The sequence below is a fragment of the Streptomyces sp. AC1-42W genome (genome assembly GCF_003248355.1).
Taxonomy (GTDB): Bacteria; Actinomycetota; Actinomycetes; order Streptomycetales; family Streptomycetaceae; genus Streptomyces.
Genome location: NZ_QKWY01000002.1, coordinates 467,508 through 491,262 on the forward strand (window position 1 = coordinate 467,508; position 23,755 = coordinate 491,262).

Annotated in this window: 24 protein-coding genes and 1 pseudogene; 15 read left to right on the forward strand and 10 right to left on the reverse strand. The window is 66.7% G+C overall.

What is annotated here, in order from left to right; translation table 11 throughout:
* Positions 1-39 precede the first annotated feature (39 nt).
* Positions 40-4,341: a polymorphic toxin-type HINT domain-containing protein gene (locus DNK56_RS19980; RefSeq protein ID WP_241990008.1), complete on the reverse strand. Its 4,302-nt coding sequence runs from the start codon at positions 4,339-4,341 to the stop codon at positions 40-42.
* A 337-nt stretch (positions 4,342-4,678) separates the two neighbouring features.
* Here DNK56_RS19980 and DNK56_RS19985 point away from each other — a divergent pair, with 337 nt between their 5' ends.
* The 3 genes and pseudogenes from DNK56_RS19985 to DNK56_RS36115 form a co-directional block, all read left to right on the forward strand.
* Positions 4,679-5,179, forward strand: coding sequence for a hypothetical protein (locus DNK56_RS19985; RefSeq protein ID WP_446750411.1), 501 nt, complete (start codon positions 4,679-4,681; stop codon positions 5,177-5,179).
* Positions 5,180-5,393: 214 nt separating this feature from the next.
* A complete protein-coding gene (locus tag DNK56_RS19990; protein ID WP_241990010.1) occupies positions 5,394-7,454 on the forward strand; it encodes an FG-GAP-like repeat-containing protein in 2,061 nt (686 codons plus the stop codon).
* A gap of 144 nt (positions 7,455-7,598) precedes the next feature.
* Positions 7,599-7,772: pseudogene (locus tag DNK56_RS36115) on the forward strand (transposase family protein); the annotation flags it as partial.
* Between the two features lie 41 nt (positions 7,773-7,813).
* On the opposite strand, the gene DNK56_RS20000 reads toward DNK56_RS36115, so the two are convergent.
* From DNK56_RS20000 to DNK56_RS20010, 3 genes are all read right to left on the reverse strand, one after another.
* The gene (locus tag DNK56_RS20000; protein WP_111336705.1) at positions 7,814-8,023 is read right to left on the reverse strand and encodes a DUF397 domain-containing protein; all 210 of its coding nucleotides are present in this window, start codon (positions 8,021-8,023) and stop codon (positions 7,814-7,816) included.
* Between the two features lie 94 nt (positions 8,024-8,117).
* Entirely contained in the window at positions 8,118-8,327 is a 210-nt protein-coding gene (locus tag DNK56_RS20005) for a DUF397 domain-containing protein (RefSeq protein WP_111336707.1), read from the reverse strand.
* Positions 8,308-9,150 carry a helix-turn-helix domain-containing protein gene (locus DNK56_RS20010; RefSeq protein ID WP_111336709.1) on the reverse strand — a complete coding sequence of 281 codons (843 nt, stop codon included), beginning with the start codon at positions 9,148-9,150 and terminating at the stop codon, positions 8,308-8,310. The genes DNK56_RS20005 and DNK56_RS20010 overlap by 20 nt, the downstream gene beginning before the upstream one ends.
* Positions 9,151-9,263: 113 nt before the next feature.
* Here DNK56_RS20010 and DNK56_RS20015 point away from each other — a divergent pair, with 113 nt between their 5' ends.
* Positions 9,264-9,500 (forward strand): hypothetical protein, encoded by a 237-nt coding sequence (locus DNK56_RS20015; RefSeq protein ID WP_111336711.1) that lies wholly within the window; start codon positions 9,264-9,266, stop codon positions 9,498-9,500.
* Positions 9,497-9,742 carry a hypothetical protein gene (locus DNK56_RS20020; protein WP_111336713.1) on the forward strand — a complete coding sequence of 82 codons (246 nt, stop codon included), beginning with the start codon at positions 9,497-9,499 and terminating at the stop codon, positions 9,740-9,742. The genes DNK56_RS20015 and DNK56_RS20020 overlap by 4 nt, the downstream gene beginning before the upstream one ends.
* A gap of 190 nt (positions 9,743-9,932) precedes the next feature.
* On the opposite strand, the gene ptsH is transcribed toward DNK56_RS20020, so the two are convergent.
* Positions 9,933-10,190 (reverse strand): phosphocarrier protein Hpr, encoded by a 258-nt coding sequence (gene ptsH / locus DNK56_RS20025; protein WP_111336715.1) that lies wholly within the window; start codon positions 10,188-10,190, stop codon positions 9,933-9,935.
* Positions 10,191-10,681: 491 nt separating this feature from the next.
* Positions 10,682-11,845: an IS4 family transposase gene (locus DNK56_RS20030; protein WP_111329449.1), complete on the reverse strand. Its 1,164-nt coding sequence runs from the start codon at positions 11,843-11,845 to the stop codon at positions 10,682-10,684.
* 389 nt (positions 11,846-12,234) lie between these two features.
* Between DNK56_RS20030 and DNK56_RS20035 the strand changes: the two genes are divergently transcribed.
* The 6 genes from DNK56_RS20035 (at position 12,235) to DNK56_RS20060 (ending at position 17,172) form a co-directional block, all read left to right on the forward strand.
* On the forward strand, positions 12,235-12,753 hold the full coding sequence (locus tag DNK56_RS20035) for a septum formation family protein (RefSeq protein WP_111336717.1): 519 nt from the start codon (positions 12,235-12,237) through the stop codon (positions 12,751-12,753).
* Positions 12,750-13,757 (forward strand): ABC transporter ATP-binding protein, encoded by a 1,008-nt coding sequence (locus DNK56_RS20040; protein ID WP_111336719.1) that lies wholly within the window; start codon positions 12,750-12,752, stop codon positions 13,755-13,757. The genes DNK56_RS20035 and DNK56_RS20040 overlap by 4 nt, the downstream gene beginning before the upstream one ends.
* A complete protein-coding gene (locus DNK56_RS20045) occupies positions 13,744-14,700 on the forward strand; it encodes a hypothetical protein (protein ID WP_111336721.1) in 957 nt (318 codons plus the stop codon). The genes DNK56_RS20040 and DNK56_RS20045 overlap by 14 nt, the downstream gene beginning before the upstream one ends.
* Entirely contained in the window at positions 14,700-15,677 is a 978-nt protein-coding gene (locus DNK56_RS20050; protein ID WP_111336723.1) for a hypothetical protein, read from the forward strand. Before DNK56_RS20045 ends, DNK56_RS20050 begins: the two co-directional genes overlap by 1 nt.
* 65 nt (positions 15,678-15,742) lie before the next feature.
* Positions 15,743-16,555 (forward strand): inositol monophosphatase family protein, encoded by an 813-nt coding sequence (locus tag DNK56_RS20055; RefSeq protein ID WP_111336725.1) that lies wholly within the window; start codon positions 15,743-15,745, stop codon positions 16,553-16,555.
* A 98-nt stretch (positions 16,556-16,653) separates the two neighbouring features.
* A complete protein-coding gene (locus tag DNK56_RS20060) occupies positions 16,654-17,172 on the forward strand; it encodes a DUF3995 domain-containing protein (RefSeq protein WP_111336727.1) in 519 nt (172 codons plus the stop codon).
* Here the strand turns inward: DNK56_RS20060 and DNK56_RS20065 are convergent.
* On the reverse strand, positions 17,162-18,085 hold the full coding sequence (locus DNK56_RS20065; protein WP_111336729.1) for an aminoglycoside phosphotransferase family protein: 924 nt from the start codon (positions 18,083-18,085) through the stop codon (positions 17,162-17,164). The genes DNK56_RS20060 and DNK56_RS20065 overlap by 11 nt on opposite strands.
* A gap of 211 nt (positions 18,086-18,296) precedes the next feature.
* Between DNK56_RS20065 and DNK56_RS20070 the strand changes: the two genes are divergently transcribed.
* Together DNK56_RS20070 and DNK56_RS20075 are read left to right on the forward strand one after the other, a co-directional pair.
* Positions 18,297-18,527, forward strand: a complete 231-nt coding sequence (locus tag DNK56_RS20070; RefSeq protein ID WP_146610452.1) for a hypothetical protein — start codon at positions 18,297-18,299, stop codon at positions 18,525-18,527.
* Between the two features lie 205 nt (positions 18,528-18,732).
* On the forward strand, positions 18,733-19,338 hold the full coding sequence (locus DNK56_RS20075; RefSeq protein WP_111336733.1) for a Uma2 family endonuclease: 606 nt from the start codon (positions 18,733-18,735) through the stop codon (positions 19,336-19,338).
* Between the two features lie 40 nt (positions 19,339-19,378).
* On the opposite strand, the gene DNK56_RS20080 is transcribed toward DNK56_RS20075, so the two are convergent.
* The 3 genes from DNK56_RS20080 to DNK56_RS20090 all read right to left on the reverse strand — a co-directional run bounded on the left by DNK56_RS20080 (position 19,379) and on the right by DNK56_RS20090 (position 22,918).
* Positions 19,379-20,872: a PTS transporter subunit EIIC gene (locus DNK56_RS20080; protein ID WP_111336735.1), complete on the reverse strand. Its 1,494-nt coding sequence runs from the start codon at positions 20,870-20,872 to the stop codon at positions 19,379-19,381.
* 45 nt (positions 20,873-20,917) lie between these two features.
* Positions 20,918-21,883, reverse strand: coding sequence for an N-acetylmuramic acid 6-phosphate etherase (murQ, locus tag DNK56_RS20085; RefSeq protein WP_111336737.1), 966 nt, complete (start codon positions 21,881-21,883; stop codon positions 20,918-20,920).
* Between the two features lie 117 nt (positions 21,884-22,000).
* A complete protein-coding gene (locus tag DNK56_RS20090) occupies positions 22,001-22,918 on the reverse strand; it encodes a MurR/RpiR family transcriptional regulator (protein ID WP_111336739.1) in 918 nt (305 codons plus the stop codon).
* 238 nt (positions 22,919-23,156) lie between these two features.
* Here DNK56_RS20090 and DNK56_RS20095 point away from each other — a divergent pair, with 238 nt between their 5' ends.
* Together DNK56_RS20095 and DNK56_RS20100 are read left to right on the forward strand one after the other, a co-directional pair.
* A complete protein-coding gene (locus DNK56_RS20095; RefSeq protein WP_111339408.1) occupies positions 23,157-23,474 on the forward strand; it encodes a hypothetical protein in 318 nt (105 codons plus the stop codon).
* Positions 23,471-23,740: a DUF4031 domain-containing protein gene (locus tag DNK56_RS20100; RefSeq protein WP_111336742.1), complete on the forward strand. Its 270-nt coding sequence runs from the start codon at positions 23,471-23,473 to the stop codon at positions 23,738-23,740. The genes DNK56_RS20095 and DNK56_RS20100 overlap by 4 nt, the downstream gene beginning before the upstream one ends.
* Positions 23,741-23,755: the final 15 nt, after the last annotated feature.

The window sequence follows — 23,755 nt, forward strand, 5'->3', positions numbered from 1 at the left end:
CAGTGCACCGCAAGGCGGAAGCGCTAGAACGTAAAAACTCTACACTTCGCAACGATTTATTGGCGGCTTAACCCAAGTGGAGTTGGGTCGTTTGACCACGCCGGTGAGAGGGACTGCCGTCTTGGCGGCCGGTAGCCAGACGCATAGTACCTGGTCCTCGTAGAGGATTGCAGGGACGGCTTGCTGACATCCCATTGCCCCTTTTCGATTCACCCGCGGACAGACGTAGTTTTTATTTATGACAACGTGGAGAACTTTCCCTTTCTCCATCCTGTTTCGCATCTCCCATGCAATTTTCGCTTCCACATGTTGTGCGGAATCTGCATAGGTTGAGAAATTAGGAAAATCGTCGGACCCTTTGAGGAAATCGTTTATCGCATTTGCGCGTTCGCTGGGGCCGCTCCGGACGAGTCCTTCCCAGACCTGTGTACCATTTGGTTGGTATACGTACCCGGCGGCCTCTTCTCCATATCCCGAAATGGGAAGCTTACTTCGCGCCTTGATTACCCACGCTGGACAACTTCCCGTGTTGTGGACGAGGACATCGAGACTGCCGGTGGAAACGTAGTATGTGTGAATCCCTCGAACAGTGAGGTCGTATGCATCCTGGATGCCGCGCCAGTTTCGCTTTTGCGTGACCGAAGTAGTGGTGCTTTCCGCCGTACGCAGTGTGTCGCCGACTGCAAGCGCGCTGGCTGCCTTCCACCTTTGTTCGTTCTCCGACCAATAGGGGTGGTGGCTGGTAGACATGACAGAGGACCCATCGGAAATTGTAACTTCCGTAAAATCGCGGTCATCTGGCGTGCGGATAGTCTGGGTAACCTGCCGACTGCCGGTTACTCCCGTCACCGGGTCAGTAGCTGTTACGGCGTCGCCGATGCGGATCTGTTCGATGGCTCGATGGGAACCATCGGCCATAAGGACTCTGGTGCCAGCAGGGAAGCTATGCGTGGCACCGACCAGGCAACTAACGGTACGGCGTACCGCACGTCCGGCCTTGACCGCCTCGATACCCTTACCGATTTTGGCAACGATTTTAAGCTTGCCTGCCGGCGTGATTGCGGCTACAGCCATGATGCAATCGAGAAGGGTTGGGTCTTCTATGCATGCCTCGATGTCGGCGAGACCCGAAAGTTCCCATGCGAGCGTCTTGTACGTCTCTGGGTCTGTTAGGACATCTTTGACTTTACTGAAGAAGTCGGTGCAGTAAGTTGTATTCCAGCCAGGAATCTTTATCTTGCTGTCGAGGAGATCAAGACAGAAGTAATCATGCCCCTCGGGCTCCTCGGACTTACGTCTTTCCTCTTCTTGGCGTTCCGCCTCGTCCTTTTCTTGCTCGGCAAGGGTGAGAACCAAATTCCAGGCGTCCTTTGCTGCCTGCTCGGCCTCAGCTGAACTCTCACCTGCGGCAATGGCTGATGCTTTGGCATCATCGGCGGCCTTTTTAGCCTCGGCAGCCGAGTTGCGGGCATAGTTGGCCGAGAATTCTGCCTGGTAAGCGGAATTCGCGGCAGCTTCTGCCTCCGCTTCTGCCCTGTCGGCAGCATTGCGTGCTGTGGTGGCTGATTGGGCCGCCGCTGCCGCACTTTGTGCAGCCAAGTCAGCAGACTTCTTCGCAGCATCCTTGTATTGATCGGCCAAATCTGCCGACTTTTGGGCTTCGGTGGAGGCATTTGCTGCGTCAGCAGTAGCTTGCTTGGCTGAGGCGGCTGCCTCAGCGGCGCGCCAAGCATCAGCCTTTGCCTGTGCTCCGATTAGGGCGCCTTCGTCGAGGAGACGCTGTACTTGGTGAATGTGGAAACTGGCGAGCTCATCCTTGCGCTGGGCCATGTAATGGCCCGCAATGACAAAATCGTGTATGAGGTTGGGCGGGCCGGCGAGTGCCACCTTGGCCGCGGCTCTGAGTTCAGGCCCGCCGGTCTGGGCAAAACGAGCGGTGAGGACTCTCTCATCTGTGAGCCGTTCACCATACTGGCCGATCTGGAGAAATGCTGCGAGTGCCTTCCCTGTGCCGTTGGCCAGTGCGGCCTTGGCCTTGTCGCTGACGTTGGTGTCACCATTTTCGGCAAGTCGGGCGACATCGACCTTCATATCGTCGAGACCGACCTCGTACTGGCCATCGGTATAGAAGTTGTCTACTTGCTCGGGTGTGCCCTTGAGTATTTCCCCTGCCGCAGTGCGCACGGTCGCGTAAGGACTGTGGTTGCTGAGGTCAAGAACGCGCTCGCGTACATCTCTGTGGTTGGCTTCCTTCCAATGGGTGCAAAGGTAGTCCAGAACATCTTGATCGGTTCCGGAGAGTGCATGGCCTGCGGCTTCCTGGTGCCAGGGGCCCAGCAGTTTCATGGCTTGGAGAGCCAGCCGGCGTCCCTTGGCTGCGGTGGCCTGGGTGTCTACATCCGAGCGTCTGGCCTCAGCTGCGAGCTGTACTGCTGTGTCGTTAAGTGAGAGGGCTTGGACCTGGGCTGCTGCGGAAGCAGAAATGCCAGCCTCGGTGGATATTTTCATCGAGCGGGCTCGCTCGATTGCCGCGTCTGTGCGGGTCTGGAGATCGGCGGTTTCAGTTTCCCGAGCCAGGTCGTAGATGCTCTTGGCCTTGGTGACGGCAGCGTCCACGTCATCAGACGCTGCCAAAGCCGCTTCGGCGTTCTTCTGGGCGACATCTGCGTAGGTGGCTGCATTGCCTGCCTGCGCTGCAGCCTCGTCGGCAAATTTTGCTGCCTTCTTCGCGTGCGCGGCAGCTGCGTTCGCCGCATCACGTGCGCCAAACGCAGCTGTGGCAGCGCGAGTAGCCAGGGCTGTAGAGCGAGCGGCAGCGGCATCGGCCACAGCAGCATGCCGGCGGGCTTCGGCAGCAGCCTGCCGTGCTGCCTCAGAGTGCAAGCCGGCAGCGTCGGCGTAGCTGTTCGCCTCGTCAGCAGCATTTGCGGCTGCGCGCGAGTGGGCTGTTGCGCGCGTGGCGGCCTCGGCGGCCTCGGCGGCCTTTGCCGAGGCTTGGCCTGCAGCATCTGCCGCTCCGGCCGAAGTTACAAGAAGGGCTGCGACAACACGTGCCTGTTTTGCGGCTGCTGTCGCTTCGTCGGCCTTGGACTTGTCCCCGGCAGCGGCGATGGCGGCCTTGAATGCCTTGTTAGTGGCCTTTCCCGCAGCTGCGGCTGCAGAGGCGGTTTGAGCGGCAGCAATAGCAGCTCGGCGTGCTGCACTGCTGGCCGCGTTTGCCGCACCGATGGCCTCCTGAGCGGCATCAGCGGCAGCGTGTGCGGCATCTGCCGCTTGCTGTGCCTTGACAGCAGCCTTCTTGGAGTCGTTCTTGGCCGCCTCAGTTTCTTTGGCGGCTTTCTTGGCCGCCGCTTCAGCAAGCTCGGACGCTGTGACTGCTTTGGCCGATGCTTCTTCTGCCTGCTTCGTGGCATCCTCGGCGAGCTTTCCTGATGCCTTGGCGCTGTCAATCAACTCCGCGATGGACGCATGTTCCTGGTCGCGGTTTCGGGCAACGAACTGTCCGACATCCAGAAATTCTTGGATATCTACGGGAGTGCCACGCAGCGCTACCTTGGCTGCGGCTTTTACGTTCGGACCACCTATGGTCGCCAATCGCGCGGTCTCGACACGGTTGTCATCCTCGACGGCCTCATACTGACCAGTATTGAGGAACAGTTCCCGATCGTCAGCCGTTCCTTGGAGGGCCTGCTTGCCTGCCTCCCGCACGCCGTATTCCCCGAGAGCCACCAGTCGGGCAATGTCGACCTTGCGGTCATCGTCCAGCGGCGATTCGAAGCCGTGGAGAAGAAATTCCTCCAACTCCTCTGGTGACTTCGCTAGAGCATCCTTGGCCGCTTTTCGCAGGCCCGGACCGCCCGTCATAGCCAAACGTGCGGCATCGATTCGATTGTCATCAAACTGGATGGCTTCCGCTTCGTCCAGGAACTGCTGGACTTCTGTATCACCTCCGAGGAGTGCTTGCTCAGCTGCGATCTTCAGCCCGGCACCACCAGTCTCCCAGTACTGAAGAATCTGAGCACGCATATCGACCGGAATTTCTGGTGTTCCCGCTGCTGCGGCGGGAACGCCGAGAAGACCTGAAATCAATCCTGCGCATAGAAAAACCCTTAGAAGGCGCTGACGAACCGACAGGTGCCTATCGTTGCTAAAACCAGATATCCGTCGACCGGATCTTTTTGTTTTATTCACTATTTCTTTACTTTGCATGAATGGTTTTCCGTGTCGGAAATTGCATAGTTGTACTAGTGGTGTTAATTCAACTGGTTCCCATTTGCGCAGATGGGCCGACCTTGGGAGGGATTGCCGGGGCTGCTCGATCGTACATGCAGCCGTGGCCATAAGTGCTCGCGAGTGGATAACGCTGCAGACGAAAACAGCAGGTCAGGTAGGTATGGGTTGGGGTTGCCGAGATTGCCACATGCGCCTGATGGGCGGAGTAATGTGTCATATCGCCTTAATTGGGTGATTGGTGCATCTATGGAGTATCCGTCTCGCCGCAAGCCGGGCTCCGCGCCTGCAATGAGGCGCAGTCATATCGACTAATTCCGGGTGGCTGTGATGCGCATCACCATAGAATCTTCACATTCTTGCCTCTGCGGATGGTTCAATTTGTAATGCCCTGCGCGGGTGGGAATTCATTCGTTCGCAGGTATCTTTGGAAGGGCAGGAAATGATAATGTGCCATGTGCGAAGCGTCCTCTTGGCTGTGCTTTCTGTGCTGTTCGTAGCCACTGCGGCAGCATTCGTCGTACCCCAGCTCCTCAATGACGGTTTCGCTGAAGCTGCGACGGGAAGTGAAATGCCTTATGTGGTGGAGGATTTCAATTACCCGGGTGCGGCAAAGATTGAGCAGGAGGCTGGTGCGGTCCTCAAGCGCGGGGATGGGCATATGGTGATGGTTGCATGTGACGGCACCGAAGACATTTCAGTCATGAGCCGTGCAGGGCAGAAGGATTTCTGCTTCGACGTGACAGCGAAGCCCGCTTTTCTTACGCTTGAGATACCGCAAGCGTACGGTATCTGGACTTCAGACGATCCCGTAAAGACCACGCTCAAGGACGGGGACGGTGCAACGACTGTGATCGACGCGCCTGCTAATAATTTCACCGGGTACGGAGAGGCCGGCCAGATCGACGGTGCACCCACGACCCTTATTGAGTTGCGGGTTGCTGATTGATTGGATGTGACACTGTCAGGTGCTCCCACCCAATATCTAGCCAATAGCCGTCCGCAGTTTAATTCCAGGATACGGGTCCATCTTTTGCGGGTGGTCGCACATCTTCTTCGGTCCCAAGCTCCCTTGACATGAAAGTCGCAAAATAATGCGTAGTTACAGACGTGGCAGCAGGTCCGCTTTTGCGGTTGGTCTCGCATTCATGGTGTCAACCCCTATGCTCATCATGGTTACACCAGCTCAAGCCGTGGTCGGAACTGGTGTAACCGAAACCGCCTACGACTTCACCGCCCGGTTGAATATCGGAAACGGTGTGCGTGCGTGTTCAGCTGCACTCGTAGCACCTCAGTGGCTCGCGGCTTCAGCGAGCTGTTTCAGCGACGACGGCGCCAGTGAGCAGGTGGCTAGCGGTGCACCGAAGTGGAAGACCACGGCTACTCTCGGGCGCTCGAACCTCAACGCTACGGGTGGTCAGGTCCGCGAGGTCGTAGAGATCGTGCCACGCCCCGGCCGGGACGTAGTTATGGCGCGGCTATCCGCGCCCACCACCGGTATCACGCCCGTCCCTACGGCCATAACGGCCCCCGGTACGGGTGAGGAACTGCAGGTTGCCGGTTTCGGCCGAACCAAGGGCGAGTGGGCGCCCATTAAGCTCCATAAGGCTACCTTCAAGGCTAGCTCTCTTACGCACAGCACCCTTGGTATCAGCGGAAAGACAGCCGCGGACGCCATCTGCGCAGGAGACGCCGGCGCTCCGATCGTGCGTACAGCCGGTGATGGTGGATTTGAGCTGGTGGCTCTGGTATCGCGTTCATGGCAAGGGGGCTGCTTCGGCAGCGAGGAGACCCGCACGGATGCCATCGGGGCACGCCTCGACAATATTGTCGTGGGCAACAAGATCATCACGGGTACCACGCTTTTCCCGGGTGACAACCTCGTCTCCAACTCGATGCGTCTGACAATGCAGTCGGATGGCGATCTTGTGATCACTGCCAATGGCAGCGGCAAGGCACTCTGGTCGACAAAGACGGCCGGCCATGCCGGTGCCACTGCCCGCTTCACGGTTGGCGGGAACCTGATCGTCGTGGATGCCGACGGTACGACAGTGTTGTGGGAGTCCAAAACCTCTGCAGCTAACGGTACTGTTGTCCTGCAGAATCGAGGGAATCTGGTCATCTACAACGGCAACAACGAGTCCCAGTGGTCGAGTGGCACGGTGGTTCGCCACGACTACGACGGTGACGGCCGCAGCGATATGGCAAGCTGGTACGACTACTCTGACGGCAGCGACAAGATCCATACATTTCTCGCCGATGCCGCCGGCAAGTTTCAGGAGCCGGGGTCTGGATATGTGAAGGCCAAGGGCACCTGGTGGGCGGAGCACATGAAGTTCGCCACCGGTGACTTCAACGGTGATGGCCGCGGTGATGTCGCCGCGTTCTACGGTTACGACAACGGCAGCGTCTCCCTGTTCACCTGGCTGGCCACTGGGGACGGCAAGTTCGCGGAAGGCATTACATCTTGGACGGTTCCCGCCGGGAACTGGACTTGGAGCCGCATAAAGGTGCAGTCCGGTGACTTCAACGGTGATGGCCGTGACGATGTCGCCGCCTGGTATGACTATGCCGACGGCTCAGACAAGCTCTTCACCTTCACAGCCAAGGCGAATGGCGGGTTCAACGCACCGTTCTCGTCGTTCTCCAAGACCAGTGGCTGGACCGCGTCCAGGATGAAGTTCACCACCGGTGATTACAACGCCGACGGCCGTGATGACATCGGCGTCTTCTACGGCTACGCCGACGGGAACTCCAGACTCTTCACGTTCACCGCCAAGCCGACCGGTGGCTTCGGTGAACCACTCGGGGGCTGGGAAGATGCCAAGTGGGGCAGCTCCGACCGCACCAGCGTCTTCTCCGGCGATTTCAACGGTGACGGCCGTGACGATTTCGGTACTTGGTACGACTACGCCGACGGTCACGACACCGCATTCAGCTTCAATCCCAGCAGCACTGACGGAAAGTTCGGCAACCGCACCGAGATCTGGAACGTCGCGGAGGGTCAGTACTGGCGTGACCACATGCAGATCAGCACCGGTGATTATAACGGCGACGGCCGTGATGACCTCGGAGCCTTTTACGGCTACGACAACGGTACTGTGCGGACCATCACCTGGACTGCCAAGGCTGACGGCACTCTGAACGAACCTGTCAAGAGTTGGACAGCTGAAACCGGCTGGGCCTACAACCGGGTAACCCTTTTCGAGCGCTACAGTTCATAGCAGCCCGACCAGAGGGAAACACAGGCACGTTCGCCCGGTCCCGTCGACCGGGCGCATGCCGGCTATCGCCTCGTCCGTGCGCCTATGACGGACAAGAAGCGCTGCCGACTCCCATGCATCCGTGAGCTGATTCCATCCTGACGGCGGCGTCCGCCCGCAGGCCGGCAGGCCCTGCTCGCCCTGGCTCACCCGCGATGCTGTGATACCTACGCCCAGTTCGCCGCCGGGTTCCGCACAGTCACCGCCACGGTCCACCGCTGCATACACGAGGTCATCGACGTCCTGGCCGCCCCCGCCCCGACCCTGACCGAGGCAATTGGGGCACGGGGCCGCGGAGCTCGCGCTTCGGGCCCCGTGAGTCAGGCGAGCTTGAGATCCGCGACGAACGTCTGCCAGGCGCCCGCGCCGAAGATGACGGCCGGCCCGTCGGTGACCTTTGAATCGCGGACGGGGACGATGTCGGGGACGCCATCGAGGACTTCGAGGCAGTCGCCGCCGCTGCCGCCGCTGTAGCTGGACTTGTGCCAGATGGCCGTGGAGAGGTCGTAGTGCGTACCGGTGTGCTTCATGCTTGCAATCCTCCGCCGCTCGGTCGAGTGAGACGCGCTGTTCGTTGCAAGAGGGCACGGGGCCGCGGAGCTTGTGCTCCGGGCCCCTTTTGCGTCAGGCGGTCTTGACGTCCGCGACGAACGTCTGCCAGGCGGCCGCGCGGAACACGACGGCCGGACCGTCCGTCACCTTGGAGTCGCGGACGGGGACGGCATCGGGGATGCCGTCGAGCACTTCGAGGCAGTCGCCGCCACTGCCGTCGCTGTACGTGGACTTCCGCCAGGCGGCCGTGGCCAGCTGGTAGTCAGAACTCGTCTGCTTCATGCTCGTAATCCTCCGCCACCGACTCGATCAAGGCCAGTGACGCTGTCGGTGAAAGCGCGCTGGCCACAACCAAATTGTAGGTCAGTTCGTACTTGCGGACCGTTGCTGGATCGTCCCGCAGCTGCCCGGTTTCCAGGCCCTGTAGGTAGGCCATCGGCGGTGCGTCGGAGAACGACATCAGTTTGAGGGCACCCCCGAGAGCCATGTGGGCGCCTGCGGAGAACGGCAGGACCTGCACGATGACCCGGTGTTGCCCTATCAGGTTCGCGATGTGACGAAGAGCCTCCGCCATGACCTTCGGGCCGCCCACTCGCCGACGTAAGACCGATTCATCCACCACGGCCCACAACAGCGGGGTTGTTGGATCGGCGAGGAGCTGCGCGCGTTCGAGACGGCCCGCGACCAGGTCGTCGATCACGCTTTCAGCGGCCGTTGGCTGGTTCGCCCAACACACTGCACGCGCGTACGCCTCTGTCTGTAACAGGCCGGGGATGAGCTGAGGCGCGTACTCGCGGATCTCCGTCGCACGGGCCTCCGCCTCAGCGGCATCGGCGAAGTGATCCGGGTACTTGGACTTCGCCAGCGCCTTGCAGTTCCGTACGAAGAAGCCGTCGGCGTTGAAGAAGTCATCCAACTGGACGGCGTGTTCCATCTGCATCCGCCGTACGCCGGACTCCAGCTGGCCGATGAACGAGCCGCTCACGAAGAGGCGGTCGGCCAGTTCCGTCTGGGAGAGGCCCGCCTTCTCTCTTCGGTGGCGCAGTTCGGCGCCGAGTAGGGCGCGCGGCGAGGAGGAAGGGTCCAGCTTCTTGGGACCTGGCATGACTACTCCCGGTTGCACAGATTGCGTTGTTGGGCAGGAACCTCTTCCACCGTAGCGACAGGATCACCACTCTGGGTATGCATCGTCGTTACTCAGTGTGGAAGGAATGGATCATGACGACTACGGAACGGCGCGAGACGGCAGTGGAGACGATCAAGCACGCGGAAGAGGTGGTGGCGCTGTTGCGCGAGGGGTTCCTGAAAGCCGGGGTGAAACTCCCGTCCCTCCGGATCGACGCGGCGTCGTGCGTGGGTGAAACCCCGGCGATCCTCGTTGACCTGGGCCGCTGCAACATGGCGGCGGCGACCCGCCTGGCCCAGGTTCTGGAGCAGAAGGCGGCGGCCTCATGACACACGGCGAGCCGACCGGGCCGGCGGCCTTCGCCCCGGAGCGCGGCTCCTTCGCGGTGGACGGCCGGGACGGCCGCGTGGGCCGGGTGATGGGCCACGTAGGCCCGTCCGTACAACTGCGCCCACCGGGGGGTGGCACCGAGTGGGACTGCCCCCTGGAACTGCTGAAGGTCGCACAACCGGCGGACGTACTACGCGCACGACTGAGCGAAGTGAACTGGGAGGGCCAGCTGCCCCGGTGAGGCGGCGACGTCCTACCCGTACGCGCGGGGCTGTCGGGCCCTGCGCGAGCGGGCGGCGCCGATGTTCGGCTCGCCCTCCGCCTCACCGCTACCGACGCCGACGCGTCGATCGGCACCGGCCCGGTGTGGGGCCGGGCCTTACCGGTTGGTGCCCCCGTGCCGCGTAGACCACTCGGAACGGGGGCGGGTTCTATTCCATCTCAGCCATGAGCTTCACCAGATGCTCAACGGCCGTTTGCTCGTCCTCGCCTTCGGCGCTGATCGTCACGACGCTTCCTTGCGCCAGCCCCAATGTCTGGAGCTTGAACAGGCTTTTCGCGCTGACGCTTTTTCCGTTACATGCAATAGTAATATCGCATGTAAATCCTCTCGCCTCTTTGACGAACTGTGCGGCTGCGCGTGTGTGGACCCCGTTAGGTGCGGTGACAGTGACTTCCTGCTGAAACATGGCGAGTTCCCCTCACGAGAACGGGCGGTCTGTTATCTCCGGTCTGCAGGCTAATGGTCGAGGGGCGCATTTGCGGTCGGGTTGAGCTGCCCGGCGCATCCCCAACCCCACGCACACATGTGCGTCATTTCACAAGGGGCCGCCAGCCGCCACCCGCCGACCGGTGAGCCCGGGCGCACGTTCTGTCGGCGGCGTGGAGAGAGGCAGGATCGAGACCAACGTCGCTCTATTAGATGGCCGTCGCCATGTCTTTGAGTGTCGGTGACGTCGTTTCCTGCGGGGCGAGTTGCAGGGGTCTCGGCTTCGCCCGCGGCTTGCGTGGTCGTCGTTCTTCGGGGAAGAGCGAGAGGCTGATCGTGTGGGTGACCTTGGTGGTGGCGGGCTCGTCCGGTTTGAGGGTGCGGTATCCGGTGGTGCTGCGTTTGGTGGCGCGGGGTGCGGCACGTCCGGGGCGGGGACGGACGGCCTCGCGGGTCAGGTCGGCCTGGATGTCACGGATCCTGGCGGCCAGTTGCCGAGGGGGGAAAGTCCGCGCCGACGGAACGTCGGGCGGCGGCGAGGGTGTTCTTGAAGCTGATGTGCGAGACGGGGAGGTTCGCGTGGTGGGCGGCGTCCACGGCCAGGTCGTGTACGGCCTGGTAGACGCAGAGCATGGCCCACAGTTCCTGCTCGACCATGGCGGGACTGTTGGACCGGAGGGTCGCGGTGCGTCCTCCCCGCTGTTCGATCTTGATGTGCTTGAAGATCGTCTCGCTGGTCCAGCGGGCGGTGTACAGCTCTGCCAGCTCTGCGGCGGGTGCCGCCTCGGGGTCCAGGAGCGTGGTGATCAGGCAGAACAGCTCCGAGGTCTCCTCACTGTCGCCGTCCGCGCCGATCGTGGTGGTGACCACGGTGTACTCCACGGCGCGCACGGTGATCCGGGCGCCGCGCGGCCCGTTCAGGCGGGTGAGGAAGGTGCCGTCGGCCAGAACCTCATGCGGCCGCAGGGTGAAGGAATCCGAGACCCGCCACAGGAGTTCGGCCCCGGTGACCGCGGCTGCCCGCCACAGCTCATAGGCTGGAAAGCCCCGGTCGGCCATCAACAGGATGCCTTCCCGCAGGTGCACCAGGAGGCGGGCGGCCAAGGTGCGCTCGCCGACGGCGAAGGAGTCGAAGACCGCACCGATCAACGCCTTCGTGCCGCACTCCACCAGCGCGAGGAGCCTCACCTGCGGGTACGGTCCAGGCCGATTTCCGTTGGAGGCACGGGTGTAGGCGGCAGCGTTCGCCTCGCTGTCAGGAACGTCCAGCAGTGTGCCGTCCATGGAGGTCAGCCGCAGCCCGCGCCAGAAAGCCCCCGGCGTGGCCGCAGTGCCGGTGCAACCGGCGACCCGGTCGAAGAGCAGTCGCAGCGGCCCCGCACCCAGCCGGGCCCGCGCCGTTGTCAGAGACCCCGTGCGCGCCGGACGCCACACCTCCCGCGCCCGGCGCGGCCAGTGCTCCACCAACTCCCGCAGCACCAGGCCGTATCCGTCACCGCTGAACAGCCACATCGTCAGGACGAAATACACCATCAGCCGGGCCGGCAACGACCGGGTCCGCTCCTCGCGCGCCCCCGCCTCATCGACCACGAAGTCGACCAGCTCGGGCGTGAACGTACGCGACAGCACCCCCATCCGGACCCGCTCCGGGTACGTCTCACCAACTATGTGATCTCTCGGCACAAGACCGAGACTCTACGCGATCATGAACTAAGCGAGCGACGTTGGGATCGAGACAGTCTGGGGTGCCGTGGAGGGTGGGTTCTCGTGGTGGTGATCACTCATCGTGGGGGCGGAGTGGCGGTCTCTGCGTGCATTGTCCGTCTTGGTCGGCTCGCCGATGACGTAGAGCAATTGTGGAGGCTTTCCGTCCGGCGGGGTGCGCCAAAAGCGACGCAGCCGTGAACCAGCCATCGCTTTAATCGTCGTTGACCCTTCCTGTCGCTGTCGTGAAAAGGTTGCCTCTTGGTGGGCGTACAACAACGGCGGCAGTATGCGGCCCCACACCAGAAGGCGAACCAGGAATGCGTAATCATCTCGCGTCGTCGCTGGCCGCAGCCGTCCTGGCAGCGCTGATGCTGTCGGGCTGCGCCACGACCGACGGTGAAGCGAAGGGCTCCGGCGCCGGGGCGGGGGAATCCGCGGACTCCCGCGATGCGATGAGGGATCTGCCGCGCGGAACTCCCGTCGCCTTCTCCGACCTCAAGGTGGGCATGTGCTCCAACTTCCAGGGTGATGTCCGGTCGGACGAGCAGGTCGGGACGGTGAATTGCGCGATTCCGCACCGATTCGAAATCGTCTCCGAAGGCAAGCTCCCGGCGGACGAGAAGAGCCCGTTTCCCGGTGATCGTGGTGTCATGAGCGCCATGCGCGAGGTGTGCGATCCCGTGCTGGAACCCCTCGTCTCGAAGAACAAGGGGTCAGTGATCGGCCTGCTCTTCGTGCCGCTCAACAAGGAATCCTGGGAATCCGGAAACAGGACCGGCTACTGCGCCGTGACCTTCCCCGAACCCAAAACCGGAAAGATCGGCAACGCGGCGTGACACGGGAACCCGAAAACACCGGGCCCTCCGACGCTCTCGTCCGATTCGACAACGTACGAAAGTCCTTCCGCACCGCGCGCGGGCGCAGGCAGCAGGCACTCGACGGATTTTCCATGTCCATTCCGCGAGGCTCGATCGTGGGACTCCTCGGACCGAATGGCTCGGGGAAGACCACCGCTCTCAAGACGCTGCTCGGCCTGGTGCGGCCCGACAGCGGCACGGTCCACGCCTTCGGCCACCCGCTGCCCAAGGACCAGCGCCATGTCGCAGGGCGCATGGGGGCGCTCATCGAAGGCCCCGCGTTCAACGCGTCGCTCACCGGTGAGCACAACCTCCGGCTGATCGGCGAGCTGCACGGCGCGGGCGCCGCCGAGGTGTCCGAGGTGCTGGAACTGGTCGGGATCGCCCATGCCGCCCGGCGCGCCTACTCCGGCTACTCACTCGGCATGAAGCAGCGGCTCGGTGTGGCCGGGGCGCTGATCTCCGGCCCCGAACTCCTCGTGCTCGATGAGCCGATGAACGGGCTCGACCCCGAAGCCGTACGCGACATGCGGGAACTGCTCAAGAGGCTGCGCGACGAGCGCGGTATGACCGTGGTCGTCTCGTCCCACATCCTGGCCGAGGTCGAGCTGGTCAGCGACTGGGTCACCATCGTCAGGAACGGCCGCGTCATCTGCGACGCCGGGATCTCCGAGCTGATCTCGCGGGGGACCGAGCACCTGGTGGTGCGGCTGCACGACACGGTCGCCGAGCAGGCCGTCGCCATACTGGAGCGCAACGGCCACACCCTCACCCGGACCACAGGCCCGCGCGGCACGGACGAGCTGCGCATGGCCGCCCCGCAGCCACCCGCGTATGCGCCCGACGTGCTGAAACTGCTCACCTCCCAGGACGTGTATCCGCGCGAACTGCTGGTGGAGGCCGTGTCCCTGGAGGACATCTACGTCGCGGCCGTCCGGGCCGCCGACGCGGCGGCGAAGGACGTCTCCCTTGACCGACGTTGACCAGGCGCGCGGCCACGGCGCCCCGCCCTGGCGCCGCCTCGTACGCTCCGAGCTGCGCCGGCTGACCGCGCCCCCGGCCGTACGCCGCGTCGCGGTCGCGCTGCCGCTGCTGACCCTGGCCTTCGGCCTGTCGAAGCTGTTCACCCACAGCCCGGACACCGGCCCGGCGCTGCGCGAATCGGAGGCCCGCTACCGGGAGTTCCTCGACCAGGCCGCCCGTACGGGCATGCCGACCGGCAGCATCGGACGCGACAACTTCTTCGACGACCCGCGCTATCTGATGGAGTCGCTCTCCTTCGGCGATCTGCGCACCGTCCTGCTCGGGCTCTGCGTGGCCGCCACGGTCTTCGGGATCATCGGCGGCGGGGCCGACTGGGCTTCCCGCGTGATGCTCACGCTCACCGCCGCCGAACCCCGGCGCGCCCGGCTCTTCCTCACCCGCGGCCTGCTGGCCGGTGGCCTGGCGATGGCGGTGGCCGCCCTGTGCGGGCTGCTGCTCGTGCCGTGCCTGCTGCTCGCGGCGCGGTTCCGGGGCAGTACGGCGGGCCTGGACGCGGCGTACTGGGCGGTGCTGTCCGGCCAACTCCTGCGGGGCGTCGTGCTCGTGGGGCTGCTGGCCCTCCTCGGCTACAGCCTCGCGGCGATGACGCGCCATGTCCCCGCCGCCCTCGCCGTCGTCCTCGGCTACCTCGCCGGCGCGGGCTGGATCTTCGAGGGGCGGGGGCCGCGACTGGCCGAGTACGACATGGACGGGCTGACCTTCGCCGTTCTCAACGAGAAACCCGTGATCCCCATGGCGGAGTCCGACTGCGTCGCGGGGCCCAGCTGCGAGGCGGTCCACGTCGACCTGACCTCCGCGGACGGCTTCGCCGGCATCCTCCTGTACCTCCTCCCGGTCCTCCTCCTGGCCCTGTGGCGCGCCACCCGAACGGACGTTCGCTGATGACGACGACTCTCCTGGCGAAGCCCTCGTCTCTCCTGGCGAAGCCCTCGTCGCCGCCCCTGGGACGGCTCGTCCGGGCCGAACTGCACCGGGTACTGAGTCCGAAGCCCATCCGGTACGGCCTCTACGCGCTTCCCGTGATCCTGCTGGCCCTTGCCGTATCCGCCTTCGTCGGCCACCACACCGATGTGGCGGCGGCGTGGCGGGCGGCCGAAGCGGCCTACCGTACGTACGCGGAGGAGGCGGCGACCCGGCCTGCGGGGTCGGTCGAGTCCTTGTCCCCCCGCGAGTTCTTCGACGACCCGCGCTACCTCATGGCGAAGGCGTCGTTCGTCGACCTGCGCGCGGTGCTGTCCGCGCTGTCGCTCGCCGCTCTGGTTCTCGGGGTCCTCAGCGGGGGCGCCGACTGGTCGTCCCGCGTGATGCTCACCCTCACCGCAGCCGAGCCCCGGCGCACGCGGCTCTTCCTCACCCGGGGCCTGCTCGTCACCGCCGTCGCGACCGGCGTCGCCGCCCTGACCTCGGTCCTCTTCGTGCCCCTCCTGCTGGGCGTGGCCCACTTCAAGGGATCGCTGGACGGCACGGACGGGCGGTACTGGACGGTGCTCGCCGTCGTCGGGGCGCGCGGCGCGGTCCTCGTCGGGCTGATGGCGCTGCTGGGCTACGCCCTCGCCATGCTGACCCGCCGTACGACCACGGCCCTCGGCATCGCCCTCCTGTACCTGGTCGCCTCCGCCCGCGTCGTCCAGGAGTACGCCCCGGCCCTGGCCGCGCATCAGCTCTCCGGGATCACGTTCGCCGTCCTCAACGAGCGCCTTCTCATGGAGACGGACCGGACCACGTGTTTCGGCGAGGCCGCCTGTCTGGCGATGCGGGAGGGCACCACGGCGACTACGGCCTTCCTCGCCCTGGCCGTGCACCTGGTTCCGGTGGTGGCGGCGGCGTGGTGGCGGTTCGCACGCCGGGATGTCGGCTGAGGCTTCGTGTATGCGTGCATGCTGCATACCGGCGGTTCCCGGGCGGGTGCGGGAGGACAGTGATCATGGGCGTGGAGAGCGACGCGGCGTTGGCCGTTCGGGCGGCTTGGGCGGGGGCGGCGGTGGTTCGCCGCATGTACGGGAGTGCGCTGACGCGGTACGAGAAGGGCGGCGGTGACTTCGCCACGACCGCCGACATCGCGGCGGAGGAGGCGGTGCTCGCGGTGCTCCGGGAGGCCCGGCCCGGTGACGCGGTGACGGGGGAGGAGAGCGGGGCGGCGGGGGCGGCCGATGCCGGGCGGCGGTGGCTGGTCGATCCGTTGTGCGGCACGTTGAACTACGCCGTGGGCAACATGCTCGTCGCGGTGAACGTCGCCCTGCGCGAGGGCCCGGCCGTCGTGGCCGCCGCGTCGGCCGATCCGTTCAGCGGCGAGGTGTTCTGGACGGACGGGGCGGGGGCCCGGGTCCGGTCGGAGGACGGCCGTGACACACCGCTCGCGCCCTCGGCCGGCTCGCGGCTGGTGGACGTCAACCTGGACCCGCCGTTCCCGCACGCGCCGGGCTTCCGGGCGGTGGACCTGCTGGCCGCGCCGGAGTTCGTCGCCGGGTTCCGGCCGCGCGTCGTCTCCAGCACGGTGGCCGTCGCCTGGGTCGCGGCCGGTCGCCGCGCGGCGTACGTCACGGACGGCGGGCCCGGCCTCCGCCTCGACAGCGTCCACTTCGCGGCCGGCATCGCGCTCTGCGAGGCCGCGGGCTGCGTGGTCACGGGGCTCGACGGCCTGCCGGTGGACCGGGGGACGGGCGGGCTGATCGCGGCGGCGGACCGGGAGACGCATGGGGAGCTGCTGGGGTTGGTGGCGCGGGGCGGGGGACGCTGAGGGGTTCGGTGCCTTCGGGGTGGGGCTCCCCCGTGCGGTGGAGGCCCTCCTTCTGCGAGGCGACGCCCCGCCCGGCCCCGGGTCCTAGCGTCGAGGCCATGCGAACCATGCGAACCGAACCTGGGAGCACCCGGCGCTGGGCGTACGCCGCCGTCGCCTGGTTGGTGGTGTGCTTCGGATGGCACGTCCAGATGGGCGTCATGTACGAGGACTCGATGGGTCCCGACGACGGCACCCCGGTGTGGGTCTTCCTCGCCTACGACATCCTGATCGTCCTCATGTCGGCCGCCGGCGTGGCGTGCGTGCTCGCGACGATCCGGCCGTGGGGCCGGCGCGTACCGGCCCGGCTGGTGCGGGTGCCGCTGTGGATCGGCTGCGCGGTGCTGACGTTGCGGGGTGTGCCCGGCCTGGTCGAGAACATCACCACGGCCACGGGGCTCACCCCGTACGGCCTGCTCGGCCTGGAGGAGGAGGCGATCGACACCGGGTCCTGGCCCTTCTGGAAGACCATGGTGATCAACGGCTACTTCTTCCTGGGCGCGATGTTTCTCGTACCGGCCACCCTGCTGTCCTGCCGGAGCGGGCGGGGGAGGCGGGAGCGGGAGGTCATCGGCTGAGCAGCGCGTCCGTGATCGCGACGGCGGACGGGGCGAGCCGGGTCTCACCGTCCTCGATGTCCCAGAGCGCGTTCTGCAGCAGCCGCCCCAGGGTCCAGCCGGTCGCGCGTGCGCGGTCCAGGCCGAGGGCGTCGGTGAGCAGATCGAAGCGGCGCCGCACGATGCGCGGGGTGTCGCCCTTCGCCACGACGTCGTCCCACCTGCTGTCCAGGGCGGGCCACAGGTCGAATCCCGGGTCGCCGGCGAGCGGCTCGGGATCGATGGCGATCCACGGCTCGCGCCGCGCGGCGAGCACGTTGTCGTAGTGCAGGTCCCAGTGCGGCATCCGGTCCCCGGGCTCGCCGGCCAGTTCGGCCACCGCCGAGGCCCAGCCGCGCAGGAGCCCGCGGTCGTCCGGGGCGGCCAACCTGGTGACCGCCTGGGGGAGTTGATCCAGCATCTCGGAGGCGATGGCGCCGAGACCGCGCAGCCCCTGCGGCGCCGGGACCGCGACCAGCCGCGCCAGGAGTGCGGCGAGGGTGCTCATCGCCACGTCGTCATCGTCGACCGAGGCCAGCGTGCGGGCTCCGTCCAGGCGCTCCAGGAGCATGCTGCCGCTCACCGGGTCGTGATCGAGCAGCCGCACCATCCCGTCGCCGTTCCAGGTACGGAGGCCGATCAGCGCGGCGGCGGTCTCCTGCCGGGGCATCTGGAGTCTCAGGACGGCGGCCGTACGGTCGGGGCGCAGCACCGGCAGGACGAGTGCGGCCTCCCCGGCTCGCGCTGCGCCGTCCCGTTCCAGGTCCCAGTGTTCCAGCATGCTCGCCGCGAGCGCCGGCAGGCCGGCGATCCAGGCCCTCCCATGCTCCCCGAAGCCCGTGGCGTACGACGCCGCCAGGCGGTGCGGGACCTCGACCGCTTCCCACGTGCCCACTTCGAACCCCCTTCGCGGCGAACCGTGTTCGCGCCGCAACCTACCCGAGGCCGGCTCCGGAACGCGGCCCCGGAAAGCGGCAGCGGATTGGTGCGGTCGTTGGTCTGGACCTATGGACGAAGGGCTGGCTACGCTGCCCCCGGCTGCGACGGGATGCCTTTCCGGGGCTACTGATACGCAGTCAAGTCGCCTACTCATTCAGGGAGTTCTCATGAAGCGACGCATTGCCATGATCGCGGCCACAGTCGCGGCCGCGGTCGCCATTCCGCTCGCCGGAGCGACCACCGCCCAGGCTTCCTCCTGGCACTTCCAGGGGGCCTACTACACCGCCGCCGAATGCAACGCCGCAGGCCGGCAGGGAGCCATCCTGTGGGGCCCGCTGTTCAACTGCAGCCCGATGCAGATGGACGGCCACACCTGGTACGCCCTCTACGTGCACTGATCCTTCCCCGTACACGAGCCGCCCCCGGCACGGCCTCCGGGGGCGGCTCGCGTACCGCTGTCGGCCGCCCCTCGAACTCCGGCACGTCGGTGACGCGTCGCTCGGTGCGCCCTTCACACGAACGTGGGACGCTGAGAAATGCGGCCCCGTGCCGTGAAACCGTCGATCTACGCTCCTCGGACAGGCTTCGAAGAAGGGACCCGCTATGACCGCCGCGATGGTCGAACACCAGCAGGACCCTGACGGCCGCCAGTGGGACTACCTGCTTCGTACCTGGCAGGAACTGGACGTGCCCGAGGGGTGGCGCGCCGAGATCGACGAAGGGCAGATCGTCTTGGTACCGCCGCCGCATGCGCATCACAACGGGATCGCCGCAAAGGTGCAGCGCTGCTTGTACAGGAACTTGCCGGAAGAGCTGGAGATCTACCAGACGCTCGGCGTGCACATCGCGCCGCTCGGCAAGCTCTACGTGCCCGATCTCGTGGTGATGCCGTCCGCGCTGATCGATGCCGTCGATCCCGATGCCAGCGCCCCCATGGACGCGGCGGACGCCCTGCTCGTCGTCGAGATCACCTCGAAGGGGAACGCCCGCGAGGACCGTACGAAGAAGTACCGGGCCTATGCTCGCGCCGGGGCGCCGATGTACCTGCTGATCGACCGGTTCGACACCCGCGGCCCGATGTCCACCCTGTTCACCGAGCCGAGCGAGCACGGCACGTACAAGCACTCCGACGCGGCGCCGTTCGGGAAGCCGCTCGAACTTCCGGCCCCCTTCGACGTAACTCTGCCCACGGACGGCTTCCCGGCCTGACGGGCGTCCCAGCGGCGACACCTCCTCCGCGCACCCGGAGTCAGGCAGTCGCCGGGGCCTTGGCGGTCCCCGGTTGCGCGGGCGGCTGGGGGGCCGGGGTCGGGTCCTCGGGGGCGTTGAACTCTGTCAGGAGGGTTTTGCTGAAGCCGAAGAAGTACGTGGCCAGGAAGCCCGTCAGGTAGCCGGTCAGGAGGCCGCCGCCGTAGATCGCGGCCGTTGCGGCCAGGCTGTGGTTGCCGTCCAGGAGGGGGAACAGGGCCCAGCCGGAGGGGCCGATCGCCGTGGAGCCGACCGCGTCGCCCAGTTGGTTGAAGAAGCCGACGAACGCGCCGCCGAAGGCACCGCCCACGCAGGCCGTGATGAACGGGCGGCCCAGCGGGAGCGAGACGCCGTAGATCAGGGGTTCGCCGACGCCCAGGAAGCCTGCGGGGAGCGCGGACTTGATCGTGCGGCGGATCGACTCGTTGTGGGGGAGGCGGAAGTACGCCGCCACCGCCGCGCCGACCTGGCCCGCGCCGGCCATGGCGAGGATCGGGAGCAGCACCGTGTACCCCTGCTGCTCGATCAGCGTCGTGTGGATCGGGATCAGCGCCTGGTGCAGGCCCAGCATCACCAGCGGGAGGAAGAAGCCGCCCAGGATCAGGCCCGCGCCCGCGCCGCCGTTGGACAGCAGCCAGTCCGCGAAGTCACCGATCGCCGTGGAGACCTCGCCCGCCACGTACATCAGGCCGAAGATCGTGACCAGGCCCGAGACCAGGACCGTCAGCGTCGGCGTGACCAGCACGTCCAGCGCCTCCGGCACCCAGCGGCGGCACCACTTCTCCACGTACACCGCGAGCACCGCCGCGCCCAGCGCGCCGAGCACGCCGCCCTGGCCGGGCGAGAGCTTCTGGCCGAACGCCTCGATGTTCGCCACGCCGGGGAACACGATGATCGCCGCGACCGCGCCGCCCAGGATCGGGGTGCCGCCGAACTCCTTCGCCGTGTTGTACCCGACGAACACCGCGATCAGCGCCATGAAGCCGGAGGCCATCGCCGCGAGCGCCGGGGTCACCGAGGGCAGCCATTCCAGGTTGACCAGCAGGCCGTTGAGCCCGGCGATGATGCCGCAGCCGATCAGGGCCGGGATCAGGGGCACGAAGATGTTCGCGATCCTGCGCAGGAACAGCTTGAACGGCGTCGCGTTCTTCTCCTTGCGGGCCGCCTTCATCGCGGCCCCCTGCGCGGCCAGCTCCCCCGCCGTGGGCGGGGTGGCGGGCGGGGCCTCCGTTCGCCCCTCCTCGACCAGCTTCTCGAACTCCGGGGTGACCCGGGCGACCGTGCCGGGGCCGAGCACGATCTGGTACGTGTCGTCCTCGACCACGCCCATCACCGCGGGCACGGCCTTCAGCGCCTCGTCCTGGACGAGCGAACGGTCGCGCAGACCCAGCCTGAGCCGGGTCATGCAGTGGGCGATGGAGCTGACATTCGCGGCGCCACCGACGAGCGGAAGGATCGCGGCGGCAGTGGCGCGGTTCTTGTCTTCTGTAGCCATGGTGCGTGGTGCCTTGCTGTGCGGGGGGTGGTGGTGCGGTGGGGGTCAGGTGGTGCCGGATGCGGTGGCCGCGAGGGCCGCGCGGAGGTGGCCGGACGAGTCGGACAGCAGCGCGGCGGCCGTGGGGCCGTCCACCCGGCCGAGGATCGTCAGGATCGCGTTCTTCACCTCGCCGTCCGTCGCGGCGAGCGCCGTCTCGATCTCGTCGTCGGACGCGCCGGTCGCCAGCGCGACGATGCGCCGGGAGCGGGCCCGCAGCTTCTCGTTGGAGGCCCGGACGTCGACCATGAGGTTCCCGTACGTCTTGCCGAGCCGGATCATCGTGATGGTCGAGATCATGTTGAGCACGAGCTTCTGCGCCGTGCCGGCCTTGAGGCGGGTGGAGCCGGTCAGCAGTTCGGGGCCGACGACGACCTCGATCGGGTGCTCGGCGGCGGCGCCCAGCGCGGAGCCCGCGTTGCACGACAGGCCCAGGGTCATCGCGCCCTCCGCGCGGGCGTGCTCCACGGCCCCGATCGCGTACGGCGTACGGCCGGAGGCGGAGATGCCGACCACCGTGTCGTCGGCGGTGAGCCCCAGCGCCGTCAGGTCGGCGGCGGCCAGCTCCTTGCTGTCCTCCGCGCCCTCCACCGCCGTCACCATCGCGGACGGGCCGCCGGCGATCAGGCCGACGACCACGGCCGGGTCGGTGTTGAACGTGGGCGGGCACTCGCTGGCGTCCAGCACGCCGAGGCGGCCCGCCGTGCCCGCGCCCGCGTAGATCAGCCGGCCGCCCCGGGCCATGCGCTCCGCCACGGCGTCGATGGCGGCGGAGATCTGGGGCAGCCGGTCGCCGACCGCGTCGGGCACGGTGCGGTCCTCGCCGTTCATGATCCGGGCTATCTCCGCCGTGGACAGCCGGTCTATCTCGGCCAGCTCAGGGCGGAACGCCTCGGTGGTGAGGGTGTCGAGCTGTGCGCGCAGCTCGCCGTAGCCGTAGCCGTCGGCGTCGGCGTCGGTGAGGGAGGTCATGAGGAGCGGTCTGCTTTCTCGTACGGCGTGGGGTGGGGGGTTCGGAGTGCGGTGGGCGGGCCCGGTGGTTCAGGGCCTCGGCGGCTCAGCGGCTCGGTCGCCCGGGGGCTCGGCGGCTCAGCGGGTGCGGGGTGTGTGGCGGTGGGCCAGCGCCTCGTACGAGGCGGCCAGGGCCGGGGCCGCCGTCTCGTACGTACGCTGGGCGACGCCTATGAACAGGCAGTCGACCACCAGCAACTGGCTGGTCCGGCTCGACATCGCGGCCGGCCGCAGCTCGCTCTCCCGCGCCGTGGATGTCGTCAGCACGTGGTCCGCGTACTGCGTGACCGGGCCGGCCGGGCGGCCGGTGATCGCTACGGTCGTCGCCCCCCGGTCGAACGCGACCCGCAGCGGTTCTATGACGTCGCCCGTCGAGCCGGAGTGCGTGATCGCGATCGCCATGTCGCCCGAGCGCAGCTGCACCGCGTTGGTCACCGCGAGGTGCGGGTCCGTGTGGGCGTGGGCGATCAGGCCGATGCGGGCCAGCTTCTGGGCCAGGTCCTGGCCGACGAGGGAGGACGCGCCCACCCCGTAGATGTCGATCCGCCGCGCCGTGGCCGCCGCGGCGACGGCGGCCCCGAGCTGCACGGTGTCCAGCCCGGCCGCCGTGTCCGCGAGGGTCTGCTGCTCGTCGTACGCCAGCTTCGCGACCACGTCCGCGATCGGGTCGTCCACGGCTATGTCCGCCGTGACCGCCGGGGCCCGGCCGGACTCCTGGTGGGCGGCGAGACCGGCGAGCGCGAGGCGCAGATCGCGGTAGCCGGGGTAGCCGAGGAGACGGGCCGTGCGGACCACCGTCGCCTCGCTCGTCCCCGTCAGCTCCGCCAGACCGGTGACCGTCAGGGCGGCGCAGCCCGCCGGATCGCCGGCGACGGCCTCGGCGACCCGCTGCATCGAACGCGTCATGGACGGCGACAGCGTCCGCACCTTGGCGGCGAGGGCCGCCGGCGCGGGCGGAGAGTCCACGTTGAAACTTTCCTTCAAGTCATGGGTCACCTTTGAAAGATATTTTCAACGCTTGGGCCCGTCAACCCCCTTTGGTACGACCTGTGGAAGAAGCGGCGGATGTGACGGATGAGGGGTGCGCAGAGGGGTGGACAATGGCTGCATGGAGCAGAACCCACCCGAGCCCGGCTCGCCCGAGCCCGGCCCGCCCGAGTCCGGCCCGTCGGAGTCCAACCCGACCGGGCCCGATCACCTGGAGCGGGCGCTGCACACCGCCCGCGCCCTCGTCATGGCCGACCTCGCCGCCGGGGACGTCGCCGAGGCGCAGATCGTCTCCATGGTCGAGGACGCCGTGACGCACCGCCGCTGGTGGGTGGAGCAGTGGCCGGAGGGCGCGGAGTTCGTCGTGGGCCTCGTCGCCCAGGACGTCCAGGACGCGCTCCTGGAGCGGTACGGCCGGTGGCCGCTGTGCCCCGTCTGCGACGCGGGCGACCCGCACGCGCTGGACGTCGAGCCGGAGCTCGGCCCCCACCCGCACTGGGTCTGCGCCAAGGCCGCCGTCGCCGTCGCCCCGGTCGGCGCGCTCAGCGGGATACCGCGGCCGTGACGCTCTACATAGACCCGCCGACCTGGCCCGGTCACGGGCGGCTCTGGTCGCACCTGGTCAGCGACGTGTCCTTCGAGGAACTGCACACGTTCGCGGCGTCCATCGGCGCCCCGCCGCGCGCGTTCGAACGGGACCACTACGACATCCCCTCCATCCGGTACGGGGACGCGGTGCGGGCGGGGGCGCTGGAGATCGGCTCCAAGGAGTTGGTCCGGCGGCTCACGGCGGCGGGGCTGCGCCGCCCGAAGGGACGCCCGGCGCCGTAACCCGACGCCGTACCC

Excerpts from the sequence above, each read along its gene's own strand:
- DNK56_RS20095 (WP_111339408.1), top strand. The coding sequence starts at position 23,157 with ATGGCCGACCTCGCCGCCGGGGACGTCGCCGAGGCGCAGATCGTCTCC.
- DNK56_RS20000 (WP_111336705.1), bottom strand. The coding sequence starts at position 8,023 with ATGAAGCACACCGGTACGCACTACGACCTCTCCACGGCCATCTGGCAC.
- DNK56_RS20020 (WP_111336713.1), top strand. The coding sequence starts at position 9,497 with ATGACACACGGCGAGCCGACCGGGCCGGCGGCCTTCGCCCCGGAGCGC.
- DNK56_RS20075 (WP_111336733.1), top strand. The coding sequence starts at position 18,733 with ATGACCGCCGCGATGGTCGAACACCAGCAGGACCCTGACGGCCGCCAG.
- murQ (WP_111336737.1), bottom strand. The coding sequence starts at position 21,883 with ATGACCTCCCTCACCGACGCCGACGCCGACGGCTACGGCTACGGCGAG.
- DNK56_RS20050 (WP_111336723.1), top strand. The coding sequence starts at position 14,700 with ATGACGACGACTCTCCTGGCGAAGCCCTCGTCTCTCCTGGCGAAGCCC.
- DNK56_RS20060 (WP_111336727.1), top strand. The coding sequence starts at position 16,654 with ATGCGAACCATGCGAACCGAACCTGGGAGCACCCGGCGCTGGGCGTAC.
- DNK56_RS19985 (WP_446750411.1), top strand. The coding sequence starts at position 4,679 with ATGTGCCATGTGCGAAGCGTCCTCTTGGCTGTGCTTTCTGTGCTGTTC.
- DNK56_RS20070 (WP_146610452.1), top strand. The coding sequence starts at position 18,297 with ATGAAGCGACGCATTGCCATGATCGCGGCCACAGTCGCGGCCGCGGTC.
- DNK56_RS19990 (WP_241990010.1), top strand. The coding sequence starts at position 5,394 with ATGCTCATCATGGTTACACCAGCTCAAGCCGTGGTCGGAACTGGTGTA.
- DNK56_RS20010 (WP_111336709.1), bottom strand. The coding sequence starts at position 9,150 with ATGCCAGGTCCCAAGAAGCTGGACCCTTCCTCCTCGCCGCGCGCCCTA.
- DNK56_RS19980 (WP_241990008.1), bottom strand. The coding sequence starts at position 4,341 with ATGGCCACGGCTGCATGTACGATCGAGCAGCCCCGGCAATCCCTCCCA.
- DNK56_RS20015 (WP_111336711.1), top strand. The coding sequence starts at position 9,264 with ATGACGACTACGGAACGGCGCGAGACGGCAGTGGAGACGATCAAGCAC.
- ptsH (WP_111336715.1), bottom strand. The coding sequence starts at position 10,190 with ATGTTTCAGCAGGAAGTCACTGTCACCGCACCTAACGGGGTCCACACA.
- DNK56_RS20030 (WP_111329449.1), bottom strand. The coding sequence starts at position 11,845 with ATGGGGGTGCTGTCGCGTACGTTCACGCCCGAGCTGGTCGACTTCGTG.
- DNK56_RS20055 (WP_111336725.1), top strand. The coding sequence starts at position 15,743 with ATGGGCGTGGAGAGCGACGCGGCGTTGGCCGTTCGGGCGGCTTGGGCG.
- DNK56_RS20035 (WP_111336717.1), top strand. The coding sequence starts at position 12,235 with ATGCGTAATCATCTCGCGTCGTCGCTGGCCGCAGCCGTCCTGGCAGCG.
- DNK56_RS20005 (WP_111336707.1), bottom strand. The coding sequence starts at position 8,327 with ATGAAGCAGACGAGTTCTGACTACCAGCTGGCCACGGCCGCCTGGCGG.
- DNK56_RS20080 (WP_111336735.1), bottom strand. The coding sequence starts at position 20,872 with ATGGCTACAGAAGACAAGAACCGCGCCACTGCCGCCGCGATCCTTCCG.